The sequence below is a fragment of the Micromonospora sp. DT227 genome, assembly GCF_049841835.1.
Lineage (GTDB): Bacteria > Actinomycetota > Actinomycetes > Mycobacteriales > Micromonosporaceae > Micromonospora.
The window spans coordinates 211,678-234,871 of sequence record NZ_JBNCLA010000005.1 but is presented as its reverse complement, the minus strand read 5'-3'; the positions used below and the strand labels follow the sequence as shown (position 1 = coordinate 234,871).

22 protein-coding genes, 1 tRNA gene and 1 pseudogene are annotated in these 23,194 nt (G+C 72.7%); 11 read left to right on the top strand and 13 right to left on the bottom strand.

Going from position 1 to position 23,194, the window contains the following annotated elements; genetic code table 11:
- Window positions 1-53: 53 nt before the first annotated feature.
- Window positions 54-851 carry an alpha/beta fold hydrolase gene (locus ACLQ2W_RS19235; protein WP_425787614.1) on the bottom strand — a complete coding sequence of 266 codons (798 nt, stop codon included), beginning with the start codon at window positions 849-851 and terminating at the stop codon, window positions 54-56.
- Between the two features lie 63 nt (window positions 852-914).
- Complete coding sequence (locus tag ACLQ2W_RS19230; protein ID WP_405090687.1) at window positions 915-1,499, bottom strand: helix-turn-helix domain-containing protein; 585 nt, start codon at window positions 1,497-1,499, stop codon at window positions 915-917.
- A 79-nt stretch (window positions 1,500-1,578) separates the two neighbouring features.
- On the opposite strand from ACLQ2W_RS19230, the gene ACLQ2W_RS19225 reads away from it, so the two are divergent.
- Complete coding sequence (locus tag ACLQ2W_RS19225) at window positions 1,579-2,559, top strand: NAD(P)/FAD-dependent oxidoreductase (protein WP_425787613.1); 981 nt, start codon at window positions 1,579-1,581, stop codon at window positions 2,557-2,559.
- 54 nt (window positions 2,560-2,613) lie between these two features.
- Window positions 2,614-4,461 (top strand): glycoside hydrolase family 15 protein, encoded by a 1,848-nt coding sequence (locus ACLQ2W_RS19220; RefSeq protein WP_425787612.1) that lies wholly within the window; start codon window positions 2,614-2,616, stop codon window positions 4,459-4,461.
- Window positions 4,462-4,467: 6 nt separating this feature from the next.
- Here ACLQ2W_RS19220 and ACLQ2W_RS19215 read toward each other — a convergent pair whose 3' ends face one another.
- Window positions 4,468-4,803, bottom strand: coding sequence for a glyoxalase superfamily protein (locus ACLQ2W_RS19215; protein WP_425787611.1), 336 nt, complete (start codon window positions 4,801-4,803; stop codon window positions 4,468-4,470).
- A 132-nt stretch (window positions 4,804-4,935) separates the two neighbouring features.
- Here ACLQ2W_RS19215 and ACLQ2W_RS19210 point away from each other — a divergent pair, with 132 nt between their 5' ends.
- Both ACLQ2W_RS19210 and ACLQ2W_RS19205 read left to right on the top strand, forming a co-directional pair.
- A complete protein-coding gene (locus ACLQ2W_RS19210; protein ID WP_405090691.1) occupies window positions 4,936-5,346 on the top strand; it encodes a hypothetical protein in 411 nt (136 codons plus the stop codon).
- Between the two features lie 93 nt (window positions 5,347-5,439).
- On the top strand, window positions 5,440-5,922 hold the full coding sequence (locus ACLQ2W_RS19205) for an NUDIX domain-containing protein (RefSeq protein WP_425787875.1): 483 nt from the start codon (window positions 5,440-5,442) through the stop codon (window positions 5,920-5,922).
- Here the strand turns inward: ACLQ2W_RS19205 and ACLQ2W_RS19200 are convergent.
- The 5 genes from ACLQ2W_RS19200 to ACLQ2W_RS19180 all read right to left on the bottom strand — a co-directional run bounded on the left by ACLQ2W_RS19200 (window position 5,879) and on the right by ACLQ2W_RS19180 (window position 10,215).
- A tRNA-Val gene (locus tag ACLQ2W_RS19200) sits at window positions 5,879-5,953 on the bottom strand. The two genes, ACLQ2W_RS19205 and ACLQ2W_RS19200, sit on opposite strands and share 44 nt — an antisense overlap.
- Before the next feature lie 78 nt (window positions 5,954-6,031).
- Window positions 6,032-6,499: a peroxiredoxin gene (locus tag ACLQ2W_RS19195; protein WP_425787610.1), complete on the bottom strand. Its 468-nt coding sequence runs from the start codon at window positions 6,497-6,499 to the stop codon at window positions 6,032-6,034.
- Window positions 6,500-6,507: 8 nt separating this feature from the next.
- Window positions 6,508-6,945, bottom strand: coding sequence for a DUF3052 domain-containing protein (locus ACLQ2W_RS19190; protein WP_425787609.1), 438 nt, complete (start codon window positions 6,943-6,945; stop codon window positions 6,508-6,510).
- A gap of 111 nt (window positions 6,946-7,056) precedes the next feature.
- Window positions 7,057-9,681 (bottom strand): thiamine pyrophosphate-dependent enzyme, encoded by a 2,625-nt coding sequence (locus ACLQ2W_RS19185; protein WP_425787608.1) that lies wholly within the window; start codon window positions 9,679-9,681, stop codon window positions 7,057-7,059.
- A gap of 51 nt (window positions 9,682-9,732) precedes the next feature.
- Window positions 9,733-10,215 (bottom strand): MarR family winged helix-turn-helix transcriptional regulator, encoded by a 483-nt coding sequence (locus ACLQ2W_RS19180; RefSeq protein WP_425787607.1) that lies wholly within the window; start codon window positions 10,213-10,215, stop codon window positions 9,733-9,735.
- Here ACLQ2W_RS19180 and ACLQ2W_RS19175 point away from each other — a divergent pair.
- Window positions 10,214-10,411: pseudogene (locus ACLQ2W_RS19175) on the top strand (hypothetical protein); the annotation flags it as partial. The gene ACLQ2W_RS19180 and the pseudogene ACLQ2W_RS19175 overlap by 2 nt on opposite strands.
- Before the next feature lie 160 nt (window positions 10,412-10,571).
- On the top strand, window positions 10,572-11,759 hold the full coding sequence (locus ACLQ2W_RS19170; protein ID WP_425787606.1) for an alkaline phosphatase D family protein: 1,188 nt from the start codon (window positions 10,572-10,574) through the stop codon (window positions 11,757-11,759).
- 126 nt (window positions 11,760-11,885) lie between these two features.
- Here the strand turns inward: ACLQ2W_RS19170 and ACLQ2W_RS19165 are convergent, their stop codons facing one another.
- The gene (locus ACLQ2W_RS19165) at window positions 11,886-12,290 is read right to left on the bottom strand and encodes a YjbQ family protein (RefSeq protein ID WP_425787605.1); all 405 of its coding nucleotides are present in this window, start codon (window positions 12,288-12,290) and stop codon (window positions 11,886-11,888) included.
- Between the two features lie 186 nt (window positions 12,291-12,476).
- Between ACLQ2W_RS19165 and aceE the strand changes: the two genes are divergently transcribed.
- Window positions 12,477-15,221, top strand: a complete 2,745-nt coding sequence (aceE, locus tag ACLQ2W_RS19160) for a pyruvate dehydrogenase (acetyl-transferring), homodimeric type (RefSeq protein ID WP_425787604.1) — start codon at window positions 12,477-12,479, stop codon at window positions 15,219-15,221.
- Window positions 15,222-15,363: 142 nt separating this feature from the next.
- Here the strand turns inward: aceE and ACLQ2W_RS19155 are convergent, their stop codons facing one another.
- Window positions 15,364-15,810, bottom strand: a complete 447-nt coding sequence (locus ACLQ2W_RS19155) for an SRPBCC family protein (protein ID WP_425787603.1) — start codon at window positions 15,808-15,810, stop codon at window positions 15,364-15,366.
- A 203-nt stretch (window positions 15,811-16,013) separates the two neighbouring features.
- On the opposite strand from ACLQ2W_RS19155, the gene ACLQ2W_RS19150 reads away from it, so the two are divergent.
- From ACLQ2W_RS19150 to gltX, 3 genes are read left to right on the top strand one after another with little or no spacing between them, the layout of a single operon-like run.
- Window positions 16,014-17,327, top strand: a complete 1,314-nt coding sequence (locus ACLQ2W_RS19150) for a GH1 family beta-glucosidase (RefSeq protein WP_425787874.1) — start codon at window positions 16,014-16,016, stop codon at window positions 17,325-17,327.
- The gene (locus ACLQ2W_RS19145) at window positions 17,324-18,601 is read left to right on the top strand and encodes an MFS transporter (protein WP_405090698.1); all 1,278 of its coding nucleotides are present in this window, start codon (window positions 17,324-17,326) and stop codon (window positions 18,599-18,601) included. Before ACLQ2W_RS19150 ends, ACLQ2W_RS19145 begins: the two co-directional genes overlap by 4 nt.
- Window positions 18,602-18,650: 49 nt before the next feature.
- The gene (gene gltX, locus ACLQ2W_RS19140; protein ID WP_425787602.1) at window positions 18,651-20,060 is read left to right on the top strand and encodes a glutamate--tRNA ligase; all 1,410 of its coding nucleotides are present in this window, start codon (window positions 18,651-18,653) and stop codon (window positions 20,058-20,060) included.
- A 252-nt stretch (window positions 20,061-20,312) separates the two neighbouring features.
- Here the strand turns inward: gltX and ACLQ2W_RS19135 are convergent, their stop codons facing one another.
- Entirely contained in the window at window positions 20,313-20,927 is a 615-nt protein-coding gene (locus ACLQ2W_RS19135) for a copper resistance CopC family protein (RefSeq protein WP_425787601.1), read from the bottom strand.
- A gap of 190 nt (window positions 20,928-21,117) precedes the next feature.
- Here ACLQ2W_RS19135 and ACLQ2W_RS19130 point away from each other — a divergent pair, with 190 nt between their 5' ends.
- Window positions 21,118-21,777 (top strand): hypothetical protein, encoded by a 660-nt coding sequence (locus ACLQ2W_RS19130; RefSeq protein WP_425787600.1) that lies wholly within the window; start codon window positions 21,118-21,120, stop codon window positions 21,775-21,777.
- A 7-nt stretch (window positions 21,778-21,784) separates the two neighbouring features.
- Here ACLQ2W_RS19130 and ACLQ2W_RS19125 read toward each other — a convergent pair whose 3' ends face one another.
- Both ACLQ2W_RS19125 and ACLQ2W_RS19120 read right to left on the bottom strand, forming a co-directional pair.
- Window positions 21,785-22,702 carry an NADP-dependent oxidoreductase gene (locus tag ACLQ2W_RS19125; RefSeq protein WP_425787599.1) on the bottom strand — a complete coding sequence of 306 codons (918 nt, stop codon included), beginning with the start codon at window positions 22,700-22,702 and terminating at the stop codon, window positions 21,785-21,787.
- A 45-nt stretch (window positions 22,703-22,747) separates the two neighbouring features.
- Window positions 22,748-23,059: a hypothetical protein gene (locus ACLQ2W_RS19120; protein WP_425787598.1), complete on the bottom strand. Its 312-nt coding sequence runs from the start codon at window positions 23,057-23,059 to the stop codon at window positions 22,748-22,750.
- Window positions 23,060-23,194: the final 135 nt, after the last annotated feature.

The window sequence follows — 23,194 nt, the reverse complement described above, 5'->3', positions numbered from 1 at the left end:
GGAACCTCGCGGGCGCCTGCCGCCCGAGGCCCGGCCCTGGCAGAGCCGGTCGCTCAGCCGGGGGCGCGTACGGTGTGGGTGAGGAACGGCAGCACCGCCGCCGGCAGCGCGGGCGACGCCACCACCTCGTCGTGGGTCAGGCCGGGCAGCACGGCCAGCCGGGACGCGGGACGGCCCGATCCGTCGTCGCCCGGGTCCCGGTGGCCGCCGCCGAGCAGGCCGAAGAACTCGGTCACGTGGCTCATCGGGATCGCGTCGGCGTCCGCGAAGACCAGCAGCACCGGCATCGGCAGCGCGGCCACCTCGGCCGACCAGTCGTAGTCGCGGCGCAGCAGCTCACCGCTGCGCGCCCAGAGCGTCGGCCAGTCCTGCGGCCGGGGCGCGACCTCCGCGTACCGCTCGTACGGCGGGGTGCCCCGCATCCGCTCGGCGGCGCGTTCGTCGTGCGTGGACATCGCGGCCAGCACCCGCGGGTGCCAGCCGCCGCGCCGGAACGGCGTGGAGACCAGGACCAGGCGGCGGACCAACGCGGGATGCTGGATCGCGGTACGCAGGGCCACGCCGCCGCCGAGCGAGTAGCCGAGCAGGTCGACCTCGGGCAGGTCGAGGTGCCGCAGCAGCTCGGCCACGTCGTCGGCCATCGACTCGTACCGCAGTGGCCGGTCCACGCCGGCGGTGCGGCCGTGGCCCCGCAGGTCGACCGCGATCAGCCGCCGACGCGCCGCCAGGGCGGACCGGACCGGGGCGAACGTCCCGGTCGACCCGTATCCGCCGTGCAGCAGTACCAGCGGCCTGCCGGCGCCCTGCACCTCGTACCAGATCCGCAGCCCGCGCACGTCCGCATAGCTCACCGTCCGATCGTCGCGCCGCCGACGGCTCGACGGGTGCCGCACGCGGTGATGATCAGGCCGGGCTCACTCCCGAGCGCGCGGGCGGGCCCGCAGGTGGGCCCGCTCGCCCTGGCTGCCGAAGAGGCTGAGGAACTCCACGCCGTCGGCGTCGGCGCGGCCGAACCAGTGCGGGACGCGGGTGTCGAACTCGGCCGCCTCGCCGGGGACGAGCACCAGGTCGTGCTCGCCGAGCACCAGGCGCAGCCGCCCGTTGAGCACGTAGACCCACTCGTACCCCTCGTGGGTCTTGGGGTCGGGCTCGGCCCGGCCGCCGGCCGGGATGATCAGCTTGTACGCCTGGATGCCGCCGGGCCGCCGGGTGAGCGGCAGCATGGTCATCCCGTGCGCGGCGACCGGCCGCAGGTGGATCCGCGGGTCGCCGGTGGGTGGCGCGCCGACCAGTTCGTCCAGGGCGACGCCGTACGCCTTGGCCAGTGGAAGCAGCAGCTCCAGCGTGGGCCGCCGGCCGCCGGACTCCAGCCGGGACAGCGTGCTCACCGAGATGCCGGTCGTGGCGGAGAGGTCGGCGAGCGTGGTCTCCCGCTCGCGGCGCAGCGCGCGCAGGCGGGGGCCGACCGCGTCGAGCGCCTGGTCGAGGTCGTCATCCATCCCGCCAGTTTGCCACGGTGGCAACAAGGTTTGCTTCCGCGCCCGGGGTCGTCGCACGCTGGGCGCGGAGGTGGTCACGATGACCGAGGTACGACAGGACGGCTACGAGGTGTTGGTGATCGGCGGCGGAGCGGCCGGTCTGAGCGGCGCGCTGATGTTGGCCCGGGCGCGCCGGTCGGTGCTGGTGGTCGACGGGGGCAGCCCGCGCAACGCGCCGGCCGACGGGGTGCACGCGCTGCTGGGTCTCGACGGCGTGCCGCCGGCCGAGCTGCTGGCACGCGGGCGCGACGAGGTCCGCCGCTACGGCGGTCACCTGCTCACCGGCGAGGTCGAGGCGGTGAGCCGCGACGGCGAGGGATTCGACGTGGCGCTGGCCGACGGCCGTCGGGTGCGGGCCGGCCAGGTGCTGGTGGCCACCGGCCTGGTCGACGAGCTGCCGGCGGTGACCGGGTTGCGCGAGCGCTGGGGCCGGGACCTGGTGCACTGCCCGTACTGCCACGGGTGGGAGGTACGCGACCGGCCGATCGGGGTGATCGGCAGCGGTCCGCTGTCGGTGCACCAGGTGCTGCTGTTCCGGCAGTGGAGCGACGACGTGGTCTATCTCCGCCACACCGCGCCGCCGCTCACCGACGAGCAGGCGGAGCAGCTCGCCGCGCGCGGCGTGCCGGTGGTCGAGGGCGAGGTCGCGGCCGTCGAGGTGGTCGGGGACCGGTTGACCGGGGTACGCCTGCGCGACGGCCGCACGGTCAGCCGGGAGGTGCTGACCGTCGCGCCGCGGATGGTGGCGCGGGCCGGGTTCCTGGCGACGCTGGGGCTGCGCGTGGCGCCGCACGAGAGCGGTTCGGGCGAGTACGTGCCGGCCGACCCGGCGGGGCGTACCGAGGTTCCCGGGGTGTGGGTGGCGGGGAACGTGACCGACCTGTCCGCGCAGGTCGGAGCCGCGGCGGCGGTCGGTGCCCGGACAGCCGCGATGATCAACGCGGATCTGGTGGCCGCGGAGACGCGCGCGGCGGTCGAGGCGCGTCGGCGGGCGGCGGACCGCGAAACGGCCCTAACCTGACAATTCTTCCCCTAGGTTGGAATGCGCAGGAGGCAGTCGACACCGGGGGGCGACGTGGAGAGCTATCCGGCGATCGAGGATCACGGGCTCATCGGCGACCTGCAGACCGCCGCGCTGGTGACCTGCGACGGGACGATCGACTGGTTCTGCGCGCCGCGCTTCGACTCGCCGAGCATCTTCGCCGCGCTGCTGGACCGGGAGAAGGGCGGCTACTTCCGGATCGCCCCGCACGACGTCCGGTACGTCACCAAGCAGCTCTACCTACCCGGCACACCGATCCTGATCACGCGGTTCATCAGCGCGGACGGCGTCGCCGAGGTGATGGACTTCATGCCGGTCACCGGTGAGCGGGCGACCGACACGCACCGCCTGGTCCGCATGGTCAACATGGTCCGGGGCAGCATGCGCTTCCGGGTGGAGTGCCGCCCCCGGTTCGACTACGCGCGCCAGCCGCACACCCTGGAGCGGCACCAGAACGGGTACGTGTTCCGCAGCCGGTCGGCGACGCTCACGTTCAACCCGGTCGACCCGGTGCGGCAGCTCCTCGCCCAGGGCGGTGACGTCCGACTGGAGGACGGTGACCTGATCGCCCACGGCACGCTCAACGAGGGCGACACCGGCGGGGTGGTCCTGGAGACGGAGGGAGCCGAGCCCCGGGTCATCCCGCCGGAAGAGGTCCAGGGCATGTTCGAGTGGACCCGCGACTACTGGCGGCGCTGGGTCGAGCGGTCCCGCTACACCGGCCGCTGGCGGGAGATGGTCGAACGGTCCGCCATCACGCTGAAGCTCATGACGTACGCGCCGACCGGCGCGATGATCGCCGCGCCCACCGCCGCGCTGCCCGAGCTGGTCGGCGGCACCCGCAACTGGGACTACCGCTACACCTGGGTACGCGACACGTCGTTCTCCGTGCACGCGCTGCTCGGCCTCGGGTTCACCGAGGAGGTCAGCCGCTACATGGACTGGCTGGACGAGCGGATCCGCGAGGCCGGCGACCACCAGGATCCGCTGAAGATCATGTATCGGGTGGACGGCTCCTCCGACCTGCACGAGGAGGTCCTCGACCACCTGGAGGGCTATCGCGGTTCCCGGCCGGTGCGGATCGGCAACGGCGCCGCCGACCAGCTCCAGCTCGACATCCACGGCGAGGCGCTCTACGCCATGCACCTCGCCGACGAGCAGGGCATCCGGGTGTCGCACCAGGTGTGGAAGAGCACCGTCCGGCTCGTCGACTGGCTCTGCCACAACTGGGACCAGCGCGACGCCGGCATCTGGGAGAGCCGCCACCACCCCCGCAACTACACGTTCGGGCGGGTGATGTCCTGGGTGGCGCTGGACCGGGCCATCCGGCTGGCCACCCGCACCGGCCGTCCCGGGGACATGTCCTGCTGGACCGAGCAGCGCAACCGGATCTACAACCAGGTCATGGCGCGCGGTTACCACCGGGAACGCGGCAGCTTCGTGCAGGCGTACGACGAGAACGTGCTGGACGCCGCGCTGCTGGCGATGCCGGCGGTCGGCTTCATCACGCCGAGTGACCCGCTCTGGAAGTCCACGCTGGCCTCCATCGAACGGGACCTGGTCTCCGACAGCCTGGTCCACCGGTACGACCCGGAGCACTCCCCCGACGGCCTCCCCGGCCACGAGGGCACGTTCAACATGTGCACGTTCTGGTACGTCGAGGCGCTGGCCCGCACCGGCCGGCTGGACGACGCGAGGCTCACGTTCGAGAAGATGTTCACGTTCAGCAACCACCTCGGCCTGTACGCCGAGGAGATCGCCGCGACCGGCGAGCAGATCGGCAACTACCCGCAGGCGTTCAGCCACCTCTCCCTGATCAACTCGGCGCTGGCGCTGAACGATCTGCTCGACGCCGAGGCGGAAGCCCGACGCCGCCAGTAGGAGGACTCACGCCGGCACGGTGCCGACCCGGATCCGGTTGCCGTCCGGGTCGGTGACCACGAAGTCCCGCCCCCAGTCCTGGCTGCCGACCTCGACCCCGCCGCACGCCGCCGCCAGCGCGTCCACGTCGTCGACGTAGAGGTAGACCAACGTCCCGGGCCGGGCGTCGCCGGCGTGCTCGGACAGGTGGATCTCCATGCCGGGTCGGGCGATGCTGACGTAGCGTGGCAGGTCGGGCGCGAACCGGTGCTCCCACTGCCGGGCGAACCCGAGGCGGGCGTACCAGGCCACGGCGGCGTCGGCGTCACGAACCCGCAGGACGGGTGCCAGTCGTTCGGTCATGCCGCGATTGTGACCGACGCCTACGACACGCGGTTCGACCGCCGCCGATCCGGGCAGCAACGAGAGATGGCTGAGGAACGGGGACCCGGCTCGGAACCGACTGTGTTGTTCGCGTCGCGGTGGTGGCCGGCGGTGCTCGCCCCAGCCGGTGTGCTCGCCGCCGCAGTCGTCGTCGGCCTGCTGCTGTCCTCCTTCCCCTACGGGCCGGCCGCGCTTCTCGTCGCCACCGTCGTCGCGGCGTGGATCCAACGCGACGGCGCGTTGCTCGCCGACGACACCGGGCTGCTGGTCCGGCACCGGGGCCGCGTCACCCGTAGTTACCGCTGGTCGGAGATCCGGGAGGCGGGGGTGACCCGTCCCGGTTTCGGCCGGCTCGCGCTCGCCGTCTATCCCGAGGGCGGCCCGTGGGACGTGCCCGGGCCGAACAGCGCGGTCGTGGTCGGGCGCGTCTGGCGGCTACGCCAGCCGGACCTGGCGACCCGCGAGCGGGTGGAGGCGTTGCTGCGCTCCCACGGCGTCCGCATCACCAACCCACTCCCCTGACGAGGGTGGCATGCGGTTACTCCGCGTCATGTCCGGCAAGGAGCATCTGCTTGTCGGCGTCATACCCCTGAGTCATAAATATGACGAGGAGTCATGTCGTGCTCAGGTAATGCCTTTCCCCGCTCCCGTGTTCCAATCCCAATCATGCATGTCGTCGTCATCGGGGCGCTCGTGGAGAACGGCGCGGTCCTGCTGGTGCACCGCAGTCCGACCCGCCGGGCCTACCCGGATCTCTGGGATCTCCCCGGCGGGCATGTCGAGGCGGGTGAGTCGGAGCGACAGGCCCTCGCGCGGGAGATCCACGAGGAGATCGGTGTCCACATCGTGGCGGAGTCCTCGTCACGCGTGGGCGACCTGCACCTCGGCAGCGGCGAGGACGCCGTTCACGTGGCCGTCTGGCACGTCGGGGCCTGGGTCGGCGCTCCGACCAACTGTGCGCCCGACGAGCACGACGACATCGCCTGGGTTGCGACAGGCGAACTGGGCGACCTACCCCTCGTGCACGGCGGCGTGGTGGGGCTGGTCCGGAAAGTGGTGGGCGCGGCAGGTTTCGAACCTGCGACCCCTCGCTTGTAAGGCGAGTGCTCTCCCACTGAGCTACGCGCCCGGAACGCCCGTACGGCGGGCCGGAGCGGCAAGCTTACCTGCCGCCTCCGGCCCGGTCGAACGACGTGCTCGGGGTGGCTCAGGCGGCGACGGCCTCGGCCAGCGCCTTGCGCCAACCCTGCTGGTCGCGCGCCTCGCCGGGCATGTTCATCTCGGCGAAGCGGACCACGCCGGCCTTGTCGATGACGAAGGTGCCCCGGTTGGCGATGCCGGCGACCTCGTTGAAGACGCCGTACGCCTGGGCCACCGCGCCGTGCGGCCAGAAGTCGGCCAGCAGCGGGAACTGGTAGCCCTCCCGGTCGGCCCAGATCTTGTGGGCGTAGACCGAGTCGACGCTGACGGTCAGCACCTGGACGTCGTCGTTGACGTACTCGTTGAGGTTGTCCCGCACCTCGCACAACTCACCCTGGCAGATGCCGGTGAAGGCGAGCGGGTAGAAGACCAGCAGCACGGTCTTGCGACCGCGCAGGTCGGAGAGTCGAATCTCCTGGTTGTTCTGGTCCTTGAGCAGGAAATCCGGCGCCTCGGCGCCAACCTCGATGGGCATGTGTGCTCCTACTTCTTGCTCTTGGACCCGCGCCGGAGCACGAGGCGGGCGCCGCTCCAGTCGCGGCCCGCGTTGATGGTGGAGGTCTGCTGGAGGCCGGCGGTCTGGGCGCTCTCCGCGACCTCGCTCGGCTCGACGTGGCCGTCCCGGCCGGCCTTGGGGGTCAGGAGCCACACCACGCCGTTGTCCGCCAGCGGGCCGAGGGCGTCGACGAGGAGCTCGAAGAGGTCACCGTCGCCGTCCCGGTGCCAGACCAGAACCGCGTCGACCACCTCGTCGGTGTCCTCGTCGACCAGTTCTCCACAGCGGTCGGTCAGGGCGTCCCGGAGATCGGAGTCGACGTCTTCGTCGTAGCCCATCTCCATGACGACCATGCCCGGCTCGATCCCGAACCGGTCCGCCAGGCTGCGTACCCCGTCGGCGGCCTGACCAGCGGTCGCGCTCACTGTCGCGTGCCTCCTCATCTCATCCCTGCCGGCGGCGTCGTGCGACACCGCCGCGCCCAGTCCACACAGTTGCGGCTCGCTGCGCAAGTGGCGCACCGGGTGGAACGGAATTTACCGTGCCAGCAGCGTACGGGCACCCTCGGTAATGGCTTCCTCGGACACCAGAACCTGATGAGCAGCCGGACCTAATGGTACAAACGAGTCAAGAGCGGCCACCCGTCGCGCCGCGCCCACGTAACCGGTGTCGACAAGCGTCGCCAACACTCCCTCGCCCACCCCGCCGGAGCGCCGCGTCTCGTCCACCACCAGCACTCGGCCGGTCGCCGACGCCTCCCGGATGATGTCGGCCACCGGCAGCGGGGCGAGCCAGCGCAGGTCCACCACCCGGGTGCCGACGCCCTCCTCGGCCAGCGTGGCCGCGGCCCGCAGTGACATCCGCACCCCGTTACCGAAGGTGATGATGGTGAGATCGTCGGCGGAGCCGATGCCGTACACCCGGGCGCGGCCGATCGGCACGTGCCGGTCCGCCCAGGCGCCCGGCTCGGCGTACTCGGCCAGCCACTCGCCGTCGCCGTCCGCGTGGAGGTCGCGGGTGTGGTAGAGCGCGATCGGCTCCAGGAAGACGCAGACGGCGCCGTCCACCCGGGCCGCCGCCAGGCAGGTACGCAGCATCGGCGCGGCGTCGTCCGGCCGGGCCGGTACGGCGATCACCAGCCCCGGCACGTCCCGCAGCACCGCCACCGAGTTGTCGTTGTGGAAGTGACCACCGAAGCCCTCCTGGTACGCCAGGCCGGCCACCCGCACCACCATCGGGTTCCGGAACGCACCCCGGGAGAAGAACCGCATGCTGGCCGCCTCGCCGCGGAGCTGGTCCTCGGCGTTGTGCAGGTACGCCAGGTACTGGATCTCCGGCACCGGCAGCATGCCGGCCAGGCCGGCGCCGAGCCCGAGCCCGAGGATCGATGTCTCGTCGAGCAGCGTGTCGAACACCCGGGCCACCCCGAACCGGTCCCGCAGTCCCTTGGTCACCCCGTACACCCCGCCCTTGGCGGCCACGTCCTCGCCGAACACGGCCATCTGCGGGTGGTCGAGCATGCCGTCGGCCAGCGCCGCGTTGATGCTCTGCGCCAGCGTCAGCGGCCCGGTCAGCTCCGGCGGCTTCCCGCCGAACGCCTCCGCCCGCGCCCCGGCGCCCGGACCGGCCGCGTGTGCCGCCGCGTCGGCGACCGCCCGGGACACCCGCAGCGGCCGGCGCGGCGCCAGCTCCGCCACCACCTCGACCGGGGTGGCCAGTTTCGGCTCGTCCAGCACCTCCTCGGCGATCCGCCGGAGCTGCCAGCCCCGCTCGTCGTACCGGGCGAGCAGTTCCTCGCCGCTCGCGTAGCCGCCCGCCACCAGCCGTCGCGCGGTGACCAGCAACGGGTCCCGTGCCACGTCCGCGGCGATCTCCGCCGGGCTCCGGTACGCGGTCTCCGCGTCCGCGCCGGCGTGCCCCATCAGCCGGACCGTGCGCAGGTGCAGCACGGCGGGCCGGCGGTGCCGGCGCACCCAGGCGGTCGCCTCCGCCGCCGCCCGGTGGCTCGCCACCACGTCCGTGCCGTCGGCGTCGAAGTAGCGGATGCCGGGCCGGGAGCGCAGCATGGCGGCCACCCAGCCCTCGGGCGAGCGCACGCTGATGCCCAGCCCGTTGTCCTCGCAGACGAACAGCACCGGGATCCGCAGGCCGGTGTGGTCGTACCAGCCGGCGGTGTTGAACGCGGCGGTGGCCGTGGCGTGGTTGACCGAGGCGTCCCCGAAGGAGCAGACCACCACGGCGTCCAGCGGCCAGGACGCCACCTCCGGGTCGCCGTCGACGCGCCGTCCGCCCCGCCGGAGCCGTTCCAGGGCCAGCCCCAGGCCGACCGCGCGGGGCAGGTGCGAGGCGATGGTCGAGGTGGTCGGCACGACCGCGAGGTCGGCCCGGCCGAAGACCTTGTGCCGGCCGCCGGCGATCGGCTCCTCGGCGGAGGCGACCATGCCGCGCAGCATGTCCCGCGCCGCGCCCGCGAACGCGTCGTCGAGCGACGGCGACGGCAGACCGGGTACGCCGACCGTCGCGTCGCCGACCGCGTCCACGGTCACCCCGGCCCCGTCCGGCAGCAGCACCGCGTCGACGTCGCCGGAGTCCGCCGGCCCGGCCGCGCCGCTGGCGGGGTCACCCGGAGCGGGATCCTGGTGGGAGACGGCCCCGGTGGGGTCGCTGCCGGCCGGGCATGCGCTCCCGGCCCTCGCTTCCGCTTCGCTCGGTGCGGTCGCCCATGCGCTGTCGGGCCAGGATCCGTCCGAGTCCCGCGGATCGGAATCCTGCTCCCGGCCGGCGGGCACGGGTGGCGCGTCGGGTGGGAACTCGCCGGCCGCCTGGGCGGCGCGCAGGCAGTAGAACGCGCCGGACCGGTAGTGCAGCAGCGCCGGGTCGGTCGGCCGCAGCGCGGCGGCCACCGCCGCGTTGCCCTCGTGGCCGGCCGAACCGATCGTGTAGTACCCCTCACCGAAGCCGCGCAGCCAGCGCCCGGCCAGGTCCACCAGCCGGCTGGTGAGCTGCGCGTCGAACAGGGCCAGCGCCTGCGCCCCGGTGAGCGACCCACCGTCGGGCAGCGGTTCGCGCAGGTCACGCCGGTGGTCCGGCGCGTCGAGCGCGGCCAGGTCGGCTCGGAGCCGGTCGTCGAGATCGTGCGGGGAGGTCACGTCGGACAGCATTACCGAATCAGGGCCGCCTCGCCCAGTCGGACACGTTACGCCCGGCGCGGCTCAGACCTCGCCGCGCTCCTCCGGGCAGCCGCCGTCGGACACCTTCCAGACCAGGTCACGCAGCGTGGCCAGCTCCGCCGTGCTCAACCCGTCGAGCAGCCGTGAGTCCGACATCACCTGGCGTACCCGCTCCCGGACCTGCCGGCCCCGCGCGGTGACGACGAGCGCCCGCTGCCGCCGGTCGGTCGGGTCGGCCCGGCGCTCGACCAGCCCGGCCTGCTCCAGCTTGTCGGCCAGCCCGGTCACGTTGGAGCGGTCGCAGCCGAGTCGCACGGCCAGGTCGCGGGCCGGCGACGGGTGGTCCGGGTCCAGCTCGTGCAGCGCCCGGGCCGCCGCCGGGGTCAGACCCAGCGCGGCGATCTCCTCATCCTGGTGGTGCCGCAGCGCGGCGGCGACGTGCTGGATCCGGCGCACGGTGTCCCCGGCCAGCCCGAACCGGTCGTCGGCCGGGGACGGCGTGCGGGGGACCGGGCGGTGCGCCATGCCGACAATCATACGTGACAGATCAACAATTGACTTCCTCCACTATTGCGCCGACTGCTCGGCTGACGTCACCACCTTTCATCCGCCGACCGCTGTCGAGGACGGCCTGGGCGGCATGCCGTCCCGGGCGGTGCCGGTGTCCTGGGAGGTGGCCGCCGACGAACGGTTCAGGCACGTGGTGCGCCGAGGGGTACGGCTGGCCCGGCCGGAGTCGGCGCACAGCGTGCACGTCGAACTGGACGGTCTGCCCCCCCGGCCGGGAGTACTTCTACCGGTTCCGGGCCGAGCGCTGGCTCTCGCCGGTCGGCCGCACCCGCACCGCGCCGCCGCCCTGGCTGCTGCCCTCCGCGCTGGCCATGGGCTTCTTCTCCTGCTCGCAGTACGAGCACGGCTACTTCACCGCCTACCGGCGGCTGGCCGAGACCGAGCCGGAGCTGATCCTGCATCTCGGCGACTACCAGTACGAGTACGCCAAGGACACGTACACGGTGCCGGGCGGCAACCCGCGCGACCACGAGGGCCCGGAGACCCGGACGCTCGCCAACTACCGGCAGCGGCACGCCCAGTACAAGACCGACACCGACCTCCAGGCGGCGCACGCGGTCGCGCCCTGGGTGGTGGTCTTCGACGACCACGAGGTGGAGAACAACTGGGCCGACGAGGTGCCCGAGGCCCCGGACCCGGACTTCCTCGCCCGGCGGGCGGCGGCGTTCCAGGCGTACTACGAGAACATGCCGCTGCGCCGCACCTCGATCCCGCGCGGCATCGACATGCAGCTCTACCGGCGGGTGCGCTGGGGCCGGCTGGCCACGTTCCACCTGCTCGACACCCGGCAGTACCGGGACGACCAGGCGTGCGGTGACGGCTACCGGGACTGCGCGGACGCGTCCGACCCGGCCCGGTCGATCACCGGCGCCGCGCAGGAGGCGTGGCTGCTGGACGGCTTCCGCCGCTCGGCGGCCCGCTGGGACCTCCTCGGCCAGCAGGTCTTCTTCGCCCAACGCGACAACAACGCCGGGCCGCTCACGGTCACCAGCATGGACGCCTGGGACGGGTACGTCGCCTCGCGGGACCGGATCACCCGGGGCTGGGTGGCCGCCGGGGTGCGCAACCCGGTCGTGCTCACCGGCGACGTGCACGCGCACTGGGCCAGCGACCTGAAGCTGGACTACGCCGACCCGACGTCGCGCACGGTCGGCAGTGAGCTGGTCTGCTCCTCGATCACCTCGACCGGGGACGGCGCGGACTCGCCCACCGGGTCGCACCCGTGGCTGGCGTTCAACCCGCACCTGCGCTTCCAGAACAACCTGCGCGGCTACGTGCGCACCACCATCACACCGACGGAGCTGACCGCGAACTTCGACGTGCTGCCGTACATGAGCCGGCCGGACGCGCCGGCGTACACCCGCGCCACGTTCGTGATCGAGGACCGGGTGCCCGGCCTGAACCAGACGTACGACCGCCCGCCCACCCCCGCACGAACCACCGCCCCCGAGACGGACCAGGGCCGCCAGACCATAGAGACGGAAACCACCCGCCCCTAACCTCCCCCCTCCCCCGTCCCCTCCCCCCTCCCCCCGCCCCTCCTGGGCGCTGATTCACGGAAAGAGTGGCTATCCGACGCGGAATAGCCACTCTTTCCGTGAATCTGGGGCCCGCTTGGGGTGGGGTCAGGCGGGGAGGAAGGAGAAGCGGATCCGGCGGTCCGGGTTGTCGCCGTTCGGGTCGACCAGGCAGATCGACTGCCAGGTGCCGAGCTGGAGCCGCCCGCCGAGCACCGGCACCGTCGCGTACGGCGGCACGAACGCCGGCAGCACGTGATCGCGGCCGTGTCCGGGCGAGCCGTGCCGGTGCCGCCACCGGTCGTCGGTGGGCAGCAGGTCGTCGAGCGCGCGGAGCAGATCGTCGTCCGACCCGGCGCCGGTCTCGATGATCGCCAACCCGGCGGTGGCGTGCGGCACGAAGACGTGCAGCAGCCCGTCGCCGGACCCGGCGACGAACCGTTCGGCCTCGGCCGTGATGTCCCGGACGGTCGGCCGGGACCCGGTCCGGACGCTGATCACCTCACTACGCATACGGCGCATTCTGCCGCAGCGCGTCAGCTCTCCGCCCGGCCGGCCGGCACGTCCGTGATCGCACAAAGTTACCGGCGGGTACCTGTGTTCAGCATCGCGTCTGGGGGAGCCGGAGGTGACGACGAGCGCCACGAGGGGGCAGGATGGCGCTAGAGACCTATCCCACACAGAACCGAGGGAACGCCTGTGGCTACGGAACGCAAGCGCCCGGTGATCACCGCTGGTCTGCCGAGCCAGCTTCCGGACATCGACCCTGAAGAGACCAGCGAATGGGTCGAGTCACTCGACGGTGTCATCGACGAGCGCGGAACCAAGCGCGCCCGGTACGTCATGCTGCGCCTGCTGGAGCGGGCCCGCGAGCGCCAGGTCGGGGTGCCGTCGCTGACCACCACCGACTACATCAACACCATCCCACCGGAGCGGGAACCGTGGTTCCCCGGTGACGAGCACATCGAGCGACGGCTGCGGGCGTACATCAGGTGGAACGCCGCCATGCTGGTGCACCGGGCCCAGCGCCCGGAGATCGGCGTGGGCGGTCACATCTCCACGTTCGCCAGCTCGGCGTCGCTCTACGAGGTGGGCTTCAACCACTTCTTCCGCGGCAAGGAGCACCCGGGCGGCGGCGACCAGATCTACTACCAGGGTCACGCCTCCCCCGGCATGTACGCGCGGGCGTTCCTGGAGGGCCGGCTGAGCGCCGACCAGCTCGACGGCTTCCGGCAGGAGTTGTCGCACCGCGCCGGCTCACTGCCCTCGTACCCGCACCCGCGGTTGATGCCGGACTTCTGGGAGTTCCCCACCGTCTCCATGGGTCTCGGCCCGCTGAACGCCATCTACCAGGCGCGGTTCAACCGCTACCTCCAGCACCGGGGCATCAAGGACACCTCCCAGCAGCACGTCTGGGCGTTCCTGGGCGACGGCGAGATGGACGAGGTCGAGTCGCTCGGCGCGATCGGCGTGGCCGCGCGCGAGGAGTTGGACAACCTCACCTTCGTGATCAACTGCAACCTCCAGCGCCTGGACGGTCCGGTCCGCGGCAACGGCAAGGTCATGCAGGAGCTGGAGGCGTTCTTCCGGGGCGCCGGCTGGAACGTGATCAAGGTGGTCTGGGGCCGGGAGTGGGACCCGCTGCTCGCGGCGGACACCGACGGCGCGCTGGTCAACCTGATGAACACCACGCCCGACGGTGACTACCAGACCTACAAGGCGGAGTCCGGGGCGTACGTCCGGGAGCACTTCTTCGGCCGCGACGCGCGGACCCGCAAGATGGTCGAGCACCTGAGCGACGACGAGATCTGGAACCTCAAGCGGGGTGGCCACGACTACCGCAAGCTCTACGCGGCCTACAAGGCGGCGATGGAGCACACCGGTCAGCCGACGGTGATCCTCGCCAAGACCATCAAGGGCTGGACGCTGGGCTCGCACTTCGAGGGCCGCAACGCCACGCACCAGATGAAGAAGCTGACGCTCGACGACCTGAAGCTGTTCCGCGACCGGCTCTACCTCGACATTCCGGACAAGCAGCTGGAGGAGAACCCCTACCTCCCGCCGTACTACACGCCGGACGAGAAGTCGGACGAGATGGAGTACCTGCGGGAGCGGCGTCGCCAACTCGGCGGCTTCCTCCCGTCGCGTACCACCGAGCGCAGGACGCTGGCGATCCCGGGCAGCGAGCGGTTCGCCGACGTCAAGCGCGGGTCGGGCAAGCAGAAGGTGGCCACCACGATGGCCTTCGTCCGCCTGCTCAAGGACGTGATGAAGGACAAGGAGTTCGGCAAGCGCTGGGTGCCGATCATCCCGGACGAGGCCCGCACGTTCGGCATGGACTCGCTCTTCCCGACCCAGAAGATCTACTCGCCGCACGGCCAGCGCTACACCTCGGTCGACCGGGAGCTGTTCCTGTCGTACAAGGAGTCGACGACCGGGCAGATCCTGCACGAGGGGATCAACGAGGCCGGTTCGGTCGCCTCGTTCACCGCCGCCGGCACGTCGTACGCCACGCACGGCGAGCCGATGATCCCGATGTACATCTTCTACTCGATGTTCGGCTTCCAGCGCACCGGCGACGGGTTCTGGGCGGCGGCCGACCAGATGGCCCGGGGCTTCGTGCTCGGCGCGACCGCCGGCCGGACCACGCTCAACGGCGAGGGTCTCCAGCACGAGGACGGGCACTCGCTGCTGCTCGCCGCCACCAACCCGGCGGTGGTCGCGTACGACGCGGCGTTCGCGTTCGAGCTGGCGCACATCCTGGAGAACGGCCTGCACCGGATGTACGGCGAGGCGCAGGAGAACGTCTTCTACTACCTCACCGTCTACAACGAGCCGATCTTCCAGCCGGCCGAGCCGGAGGGCGTGGACACCGAGGGCATCGTCAAGGGCATCTACCGCTACTCGCCGGCGGCGAAGGTGGGCCCGGACGCGCCGAAGGCGAACGTCCTCGCCTCCGGCACCGGCATGCAGTGGGCGCTCAAGGCCCAGCAACTGCTCGCCGAGGACTGGGGCGTGGCCGCCGACGTGTGGTCGGTGACGTCCTGGACCGAGCTGCGCCGCGACGCGGTCGAGTGCGAGGAGCACAACCTGCTCAACCCGGGTGAGGAGCAGCGGGTGCCGTACATCCAGCGCAAGCTGGCCGACGCCGAGGGCCCGAAGGTCGCGGTCAGCGACTGGATGCGCGCGGTACCGGACCTGATCGCGCGCTGGGTACCGGGCGACTACACCTCGCTCGGCACCGACGGCTTCGGCATGTCGGACACCCGGCACGCGTTGCGTCGCCACTTCCACGTGGACGCCGAGTCGGTCGCGGTCGCCACGCTGCGGCAGCTCGCGCTGCGCGGCGCGGTTCCGGCGCACGTGCCGGCCGACGCCGCCCGCAAGTACGCGCTGGACGACGTGAACGCCGCCCCGGTCGGCGAGACCGGCGGCGACAGCTAGACGTGCAAGGAAGGGCCCCTGCTTAACGCCTGCGGTAGAGGAGGGGCCCCCGCTTAACACCGACGGACACGACGATGGTCCGGCGTCCCTGGTTGGGATGCCGGACCATCGTCGTTGCGGGCGACGCCGGGACTGGACCCGGTCAGCCGACGGCGGCCAGGTCGGTCAGCCGGGCCAGCGAGTCCTCCAGGTCGGCGCCCACCCGGCGCAGGCCGAGCCGCAGCATTGCGGCCTTGACCGGCCCGGCGGGCCACCGGACGACGATCAGCCGGACCACGGTGCCGCCGGCGTCCTCGTCCGCGGTGAGCTGGACGTAGATCTCGGTACGCGCCTCGGCCCGGGCGCCGGCGCCCTTGGCCCGTTCGCGCCAGCCGATCAGCGTCGGCTCCTGATAGGCGATCACTTCGGCCTCGTGCGCGGCGCCGCGCCCGGCCTGGACGAGCTGCCGCCGACCGAACCCCTCCCCGGAGAGGACCTCGGCCGCACGGACCCCCGCCAGCCAGGCCGGCAGTTGCTCGGCGCGCTGCACGACGTCCCAGACCACTTCCACCGGCGCCACCACGTGTGCGCTGCGTTCCACGAGGATCATGAGCGTCTTTCCCCCACTTAAAACTACATCCGCGATATTCGGCACTCTATGTGTAAATCGGACTTAAGTGGACGGGATCGTCGAAGACACGCCGAAACGCCCTGGTGTCACCCGCCGTCCCGGCCTATGGCGTGGCGTTCGCCCGAGCCCTAGAGTCGCGAACACGCTTCACGTATTGGGAGGGCGAATTGACGACCGTGCCGATGCCCGACTTCCCCGCCGGCTTCCGCTGGGGGGTGTCCACCTCCGCGTACCAGATCGAGGGCGCGACCACGGTCGACGGCCGGGGACCGTCCATCTGGGACACGTTCGCCCGGGAGCCGGGCCGGATCGTCGACGGCAGCACCGGCGACGAGGCGTGCGACCACTACCACCGGCACGCCGAGGACACCGCGCTGCTGGCCGGGCTGGGCGTGTCCGCGTACCGGTTCTCGATCGCCTGGCCCCGCGTCCAGCCCACCGGCGCCGGCCCGGCGCACGCGGCCGGGCTGGACTTCTACGACCGGCTGGTGGACGGCCTGCTCGCCGCCGGCGTCGACCCGGTCGCCACGCTCTTCCACTGGGACCTGCCGCAGGCGCTGGAGGACGCCGGCGGCTGGCTGAACCGGGACACCGCCGCCCGCTTCGCCGAGTACGCCGACCTGACCGCGGCCCGCCTCGGCGACCGGGTGAAACTCTGGATCACGCTCAACGAGCCGTTCATCCACATGAGCCTCGGGCACGGCATCGGCACCCACGCGCCCGGCCGGATGCTGCTCTTCGACGCCTTCCCGGTGGCCCACCACCAGCTCCTCGGGCACGGCCTGGCGGTGGCCGCGCTGCGCGCCCGCACCGCGAGCCCGGTGGCGATCGCCAACAACTACTCGCCGGTGCGGCAGGTCGGGGACACCGACGCCGACCGGGCCGCCGCGCAGGCGTACGACGCGCTGCACAACCGGCTCTTCACCGACCCGCTGCTCGGCCGCGGCTACCCCGACGCGCCCGGCCTCGACCCGGCCGTGATCCACGACGGCGACCTGGACGTGCTGGCCGCCCCGATCGACGTGCTCGGCGTGAACTACTACAACCCGACCGGCATCCGGGCCCCCGAGGAGGGCTCGCCGCTGCCGTTCGAGATGGTGCCGCTGGACGGGTACCCGCGCACCGCGTTCGACTGGCCGGTGGCCCCGGACGGGCTGCGCGAGCTGCTGCTCCAGCTCCACGACCGGTACGGCGACGCGCTGCCGCCGATCCAGGTCACCGAGAGCGGCTGCGCGTACGACGACGTGCCGGACGCGCAGGGCCGGGTGGACGACCCGGAACGGATCGCGTACCTGGACGGGCACGTGCGCGCGGTGCACGAGGCGATCACCGCGGGGGTGCCGGTGACCGGGTACTTCGTCTGGTCGCTGCTGGACAACTGGGAGTGGGCCGAGGGGTTCACCAAGCGGTTCGGGCTGGTGCACGTCGACTACCCCACGCAGCGGCGTACCCCGAAGTCGTCGTACGCCTGGTTCCGGGACCTGGTCCGGCGATGACCACCGTCAACCCGACGCCGGCCTCGCTGCCGGCGGCGCTCGCCGAGCCGACCGTGCCGGTCCGGCGGAGCTGGATCGCGCTGATCTTCGCCGCCAACCTGGGCGTCTGGATGGCGTTCTTCACGCCGATCCAGGTGCTGCTGCCGCAGCAGGTGGAACGCATCGCGCCGGGCGACAAGGAGGCCATGCTGGCGGTGGTCACCGGCCTCGGCGCGCTCGCCGCGGTGCTGGCGAACCCGCTGGCCGGGGCCCTGTCCGACCGGACCTCGCTGCGGCTGGCCAACCGGCACTTCGGCCGCCGGCACGTCTGGACCGCGACCGGCGCGGTGGTCGGCGCGTTCGCGCTGGTGCTGCTGGCCCGGCAGGACAGCATCGCCGGCGTGGCGGTGGCCTGGGTGGCCGCGCAGGTCTGCTTCAACGCCATGCTGGCCAGCCTCACCGCCGCGATCCCGGACCGGGTGCCGGTGGCGCAGCGCGGCGGCGTCTCCGGCTGGGTGGGCATCCCGCAGGCGCTGGGCCTGGTGCTCGGCGCGGTGCTGGTCACCGCCGTGGTCACCGGCAACGCCGCCGGGTACGCCGCGATCGCGCTCGCCGTGCTGCTGCTGTCGCTGCCGTTCGCGCTGCTCACCCAGGACGACCCGCTGCCCCGGGAGCACCGGTCGCCGTTGCGGGCGCGCGCCCTGCTCGCCTCGATGTGGATCAGCCCGCGTCGCCACCCCGACTTCGCCTGGGCCTGGTTCACCCGGTTCCTGGTGCAGTTGGGCAACGCGCTCGGCACGCTCTATCTGCTCTACTTCCTCACCGACGGGGTGCGGGTGGCCGACCCCGAGGGCTCGCTGCTGGTGCTGATCCTGCTCTACACGGTGGGCATGATGCTCACCGCCGTGGTGGCCGGGCGGCTCTCCGACCGCTCCGGCCGGCGCAAGGTCTTCGTGATCGTGTCCGGGCTGATCATGGCGGTGGCGGCGACGCTGCTCGCGGTGGCGCCGGTCTGGTCGATGGCGATCGTCGCCGCGCTGCTACTCGGCGCCGGTTACGGCGTCTACCTGGCGGTGGACGCCGCGTTGATCACCCAGGTGCTGCCGGCCGCCACCGACCGGGCCAAGGACCTCGGGGTGATCAACATCGCCAACTCCGCGCCGCAGGTGCTGGGGCCGGCGCTCTCCGCCCCGATCGTGGTGCACCTGGGCGGTTACCCGGCGCTCTACGCGGTGACCGCGGCCGTCACGCTGCTCGGCAGCGCGCTCGTCGTGAAGATCAGGGCGGTGCCCTGACCGGGCCCCCTGCCGGAAAGCGGTCGCGGCCCGCCGTAGGCTGGGGGACGTGACGGTACGTGTACGCTTCGCCCCCTCCCCGACCGGAATGTTCCACGTCGGCGGCGCCCGCTCGGCGTTGCAGAACTGGATCTTCGCCAAGCAGCAGGGCGGGGTGTTCGTGCTCCGCGTCGAGGACACCGACGCGGCCCGCAACCGGCCCGAGTGGACCGAGGGCATCCTCTCCGCGCTCGACTGGATCGGCATCACCCGCGGCAGCTACGAGGGCCCCTACTTCCAGTCCTCGTACGCGGGCGAGCACCGCGCCGCCGCGCAGCGGCTGTACGAGGCCGGCCGGGCGTACTACTGCGACTGCACCCGCGACGACGTGCAGGCGCGTACCGGCTCGCAGCACCGGGGCTACGACGGCTTCTGCCGCGACAGGGGCCTGTCCGCCGGCGAGGGCCGGGCGCTGCGCTTCCGCACCCCGGACGAGGGCGAGACCGTGGTGGTCGACCTGATCCGGGGCGAGCCGACGTTCGAGAACAAGCTGATCGAGGACTTCGTCATCGCCCGGGGCGACGGCTCGCCGGTCTTCCTGCTGGCCAACGTGGTCGACGACATGACCATGGGGATCACCCACGTGATCCGGGCCGAGGAGCACCTGCCGAACACCCCGAAGCAGCAGCTGCTCTGGGACGCGCTCGGCGTCAAGCCGCCGGTCTGGGCGCACGTGCCGGTGGTGGTCAACGAGAAGCGGCAGAAGCTGTCCAAGCGGCGGGACAAGGTCGCCCTGGAGGCGTACCGGGACGAGGGCTACCTCGCCGACGCGATGCGTAACTACCTGATGCTGCTCGGCTGGGCGCCGTCGGGTGACCGGGAGATCGTGCCCTGGTCGGTGATCGAGGACGAGTTCCGGCTCGACGAGGTCAACCTCTCCCCCGCCTTCTTCGACGAGAAGAAGCTGCGCGCCTTCAACGGGGAGTACATCCGGGCCCTGCCGGTGGAGGAGTTCGCCGCCGCGTGCCAGCCGTGGCTCACCGGCACCGACACGATCGCCCCGCCGCCGTGGCAGCCGGCCGAGTTCGACCCGGCCGCGTTCGCCGCGGTGGCCCCGCTGGCGCAGACCCGGATCGCGGTGCTGAGCGAGATCGTGCCGAACGTCGACTTCCTCTTCCTGGCCGACCCGCTGATCGACGAGGCGGCCTGGGCGAAGGCGATGAAGGAGGGCGCCGCCGAGCTGCTGGACGCCGCGATCGCCGCGTTCGACACGCTGGAGAGCTGGGATGCCGAGTCGCTGAAGGCCACGCTGGAGGCGGTCGGCGCGGAGCGCGGGCTGAAGCTGGGCAAGGCGCAGGCGCCGGTCCGGGTGGCGGTCACCGGCCGCACCGTCGGGCTGCCGCTGTTCGAGTCGCTCGAGGTGCTCGGCCGCGACCGTACGCTGACCCGGCTGCGCGCCGCCCGGGTACGCCTGGTCTGAGCCCGCGGGTGACGCCCCGGCGTGTCGTCCGGGCGTGTCGCGCGCCGGAAACGTTGCCCTATCGGGCGTCATGCCTCCTGGTCATATTTATGACCAGGAGGCATGACGAGACGCGGTAGAGGTCTCTCCCGTCCCGTCACGCACGGTGACCGGGCGAGCGGGCGCCCGCCGCGGATCCGGCCTGCCGTCGAGTGCCCGGCCCGGCCTGCCGTTGAGTGCCCGGCCCGGTCAGCCGTTGAGTGCCCGGCCCGGTCAGCGGCGGGCAGCGCGGCGACGCAGCAGCAGGCCACCGCCCAACGCGGCCAGCAGCACGACCGTGCCGGCCGCCCAGAGCCAACCCGTACCCCCGTCGTCGTCCCCGTCGTCGTCCCCGCCGGCGGCCGCGGGCGTCGGGCTCGCCGGCGACGGCGCGGCGCTCGTGGGCGGCGTCACGGTGGTCGGTGGGGCGCTCGCGGACGTCGACGGCGTCTCGGCCGGGGTGCCGGTGGTCAGCGTGAACCGGATCTCCCCCTTGATCGGATGCCCGTCGTCGGACGCGAGCTGGTAGGCCACGATGTAGAGCCCGGCCGCGGCGGGCTTGAACGGCACGCTCACCCGCTTCCCGGAGAAGGCCGGCGGTCCGCCCGCGGCGACCACGTTGTCCGGCCCGGTGACGGTGACCGTCGTGCCGGACTCCTTCGGCGTGGCCAGGAACCGCAGCTCGATGCGCTTCGGCGCGGCGGCCACCCGGGCCCCGTTGGCCGGATCGCTGCCGGTCAACGAGTTGTGCGCGGCGGCCGGCGCGGCCGGCAACAGCAGCGACACCCCCGCCGCCAGCCCGAGCACCGCCAGCCAGGTACGTGTCGTACGGGCAACCCTGCCCCCCATGAGCCCCTCCGTCCGGGTAAGATCCGGCCGCTGATCTTCGACCGTTCATTGGTCGGTCTCAGCTCGCAGATAGTTCCAAATACTCTTCCACCTACTGCAACCACGCGACGTTCTGCGGAGTCTTTGGGGTGGGCGGGTCCAGTGTGACCGGCAGCGGAAGCCAGCCATCGAACGGGGCGAGGAGGCGGCGATGGTCCGGAAGGTGAGGCGGCTGCTGACCGTCGTGGCCGGGGCGGCGGTGCTGGCGTGCACACTGGCCCTCACCGGCACGACGGCGGCCCAGGCCGCGCCGAAGCCGAAGCTCGCCCCCGCCGGGGTGGACATCACCGGCGACCAGCTCGACCAGCCGTTGCAGTTGCGGGCCGACACCAAACCCGCCGAGGTCACCATGATCGTCGACCAGGTCAAGTGGCTGGGGACGACCGGTCAGCTCCGCGGCCCGGCGGCCAAGGACCTCGGTCCGAAGTACACGGTGGTGGTGCTCGCCGCCGGCAGCCCGCAGCACACCTACGACCTCTTCCCGCTGGCCAAGGGCGGCCCCCGGGTCTACCGGCCGGCCAAGCAGCCCGACCTGAGCCACCCCCGGGCCGGCTGGTTCCTCGGCCGCCTCAACATGTCCGAGACGCTGCGCGCCGTCGGGGTGCCGCTGGCGCCCCGGTTCGACACGCTCTCCGGCGGCATCGGCGGCGGCGAGCGCGTCCTGCCGGAGGAGGCACTCGACCCGGCGGAGGGCCTCGACACCGCGCTCGGCGAGTTGCAGCGGCTGCTGCTGCTCAACATCGGCGTGGTGCTGGTCATCACCGTCGGGCTGGCCGGCATCGCGCTCCTGGTGCGCCGCCGCACCCGCTGAGCCCGGCTCAGAGGGTCAGCACGACCTTGCCTCGGACGTGCCCCGCCTCCACCAGCCGCTGCGCCTCGGCGGCCCCGGTGAGCGGGAACGTCCGGGCCACGTGCACGGTGAGCCGGCCGGCGTCGACCAGCCCGGCGAGCACCCCCAGGTCGGCCGAGGACGGCTTGACGAAGACGTACGCGCCGCCGAGGCGGGTCACGTGCTCCGGGTCGGCGGTGGAGACCAGCCGCCCCGGCCGGCCGATCAGCTCGGCGGAGGCGTCCAGCGCGTCGCCCCCGAACAGGTCCAGCACCACGTCGACGCCGTCCGGCGCGACCGCGCGGACCCGGTCCGGCAGGCCGTCGCCGTAGCTGACCGGCTCCGCGCCCAGCGACCGGACGAAGTCGTGGTTCGCCTCGCTCGCCGTGCCGATCACCCGGTCGGCGCCGAGCGCGCGGGCCACCTGCACCGCGAGGTGTCCCACCCCGCCGGCCGCGCCGTGCACCAGCACGGTGTCACCGGCCCCGGTGCGGGCGAGTTGCAACGCCTGGTAGGCGGTGAGCCCGGCCAGCGGCAGACCGGCCGCCTCCGGCCAGGACGCCCGCACCGGCTTGTCGGCCAGGCACCGCTCCGGGGCCGGGACCAGTTCCGCGTACGTGCCGTGCTGCACGTCGTCGCGGCGGACGTAGCCGATCACCTCGTCACCGACGGCGAACCCGGACACCGCCGGACCGACCGCCTCCACCACGCCGGCGGCGTCCCACCCCGGCACCAGCGGGAAGTGGGTCGGGAACGCGCCGGCCAGGTGCCCCGCCCGGACCTTCCAGTCGACCGGGTTGACCCCGGCGGCCCGCACCCGCACCAGGACCGTGTCCGGACCGACCGGCGGGGTGGGCAGCTCACGAGCGGTGAGCAGGTCGGCCGGGCCGTACTCGTCGATCGCCATCGCCTTCACCCCACCCACGCTAACCGCCGGACGGGCCCCGCGTGGTCAGCACCAGCGGCGCGGCGGCCGTTCCCGGCGGCTCGTGCGGTTGCCGGGGCGCACCGCGCCGTGCCGGTGGCCACCCGCCCAGCCGGCCTGGTCGCTGCGGCAGCCCTGGATCGACGCCGGGTCGGCCGTGGGACCGGCCGGCTCGACGACCCGCTGACGCGGCGCCGCCGGCTCGTCGTCGGCGCGCTCCGGCGACCGCCCGGCGGCCGGCTCACCCGGATGGGTCAGCCCTGCCCGGCGCTGCTGGTCGTGGCCCGGCCGACAGTGCTCGTGCTGGGCGCAGCCGTGTTCGGCCTCCCCGTGCGCCATCCCGGTCCCCCTCACCCTTCGCCCTCGCCCGTCGGACGGAACGCCCCGACGCGCTCTGACACCGTACTGGCCCGGCCCGACGAGATCGTCAGCGCGTACCGGTGGAGATCACCCGTCGGCGGCGCTGCCGCGGAC

Coding starts and splice junctions, on each gene's coding strand:
- ACLQ2W_RS19230 (WP_405090687.1), bottom strand. CDS start 1,499: ATGGATGACGACCTCGACCAGGCGCTCGACGCGGTCGGCCCCCGCCTG.
- ACLQ2W_RS19225 (WP_425787613.1), top strand. CDS start 1,579: ATGACCGAGGTACGACAGGACGGCTACGAGGTGTTGGTGATCGGCGGC.
- ACLQ2W_RS19215 (WP_425787611.1), bottom strand. CDS start 4,803: ATGACCGAACGACTGGCACCCGTCCTGCGGGTTCGTGACGCCGACGCC.
- ACLQ2W_RS19205 (WP_425787875.1), top strand. CDS start 5,440: ATGTCGTGCTCAGGTAATGCCTTTCCCCGCTCCCGTGTTCCAATCCCA.
- ACLQ2W_RS19195 (WP_425787610.1), bottom strand. CDS start 6,499: ATGCCCATCGAGGTTGGCGCCGAGGCGCCGGATTTCCTGCTCAAGGAC.
- ACLQ2W_RS19185 (WP_425787608.1), bottom strand. CDS start 9,681: ATGCTGTCCGACGTGACCTCCCCGCACGATCTCGACGACCGGCTCCGA.
- ACLQ2W_RS19180 (WP_425787607.1), bottom strand. CDS start 10,215: ATGGCGCACCGCCCGGTCCCCCGCACGCCGTCCCCGGCCGACGACCGG.
- ACLQ2W_RS19170 (WP_425787606.1), top strand. CDS start 10,572: ATGGGCTTCTTCTCCTGCTCGCAGTACGAGCACGGCTACTTCACCGCC.
- ACLQ2W_RS19165 (WP_425787605.1), bottom strand. CDS start 12,290: ATGCGTAGTGAGGTGATCAGCGTCCGGACCGGGTCCCGGCCGACCGTC.
- ACLQ2W_RS19155 (WP_425787603.1), bottom strand. CDS start 15,810: ATGATCCTCGTGGAACGCAGCGCACACGTGGTGGCGCCGGTGGAAGTG.
- ACLQ2W_RS19150 (WP_425787874.1), top strand. CDS start 16,014: ATGCCCGACTTCCCCGCCGGCTTCCGCTGGGGGGTGTCCACCTCCGCG.
- ACLQ2W_RS19145 (WP_405090698.1), top strand. CDS start 17,324: ATGACCACCGTCAACCCGACGCCGGCCTCGCTGCCGGCGGCGCTCGCC.
- ACLQ2W_RS19135 (WP_425787601.1), bottom strand. CDS start 20,927: ATGGGGGGCAGGGTTGCCCGTACGACACGTACCTGGCTGGCGGTGCTC.
- ACLQ2W_RS19130 (WP_425787600.1), top strand. CDS start 21,118: ATGGTCCGGAAGGTGAGGCGGCTGCTGACCGTCGTGGCCGGGGCGGCG.
- ACLQ2W_RS19125 (WP_425787599.1), bottom strand. CDS start 22,702: ATGGCGATCGACGAGTACGGCCCGGCCGACCTGCTCACCGCTCGTGAG.
- ACLQ2W_RS19120 (WP_425787598.1), bottom strand. CDS start 23,059: ATGGCGCACGGGGAGGCCGAACACGGCTGCGCCCAGCACGAGCACTGT.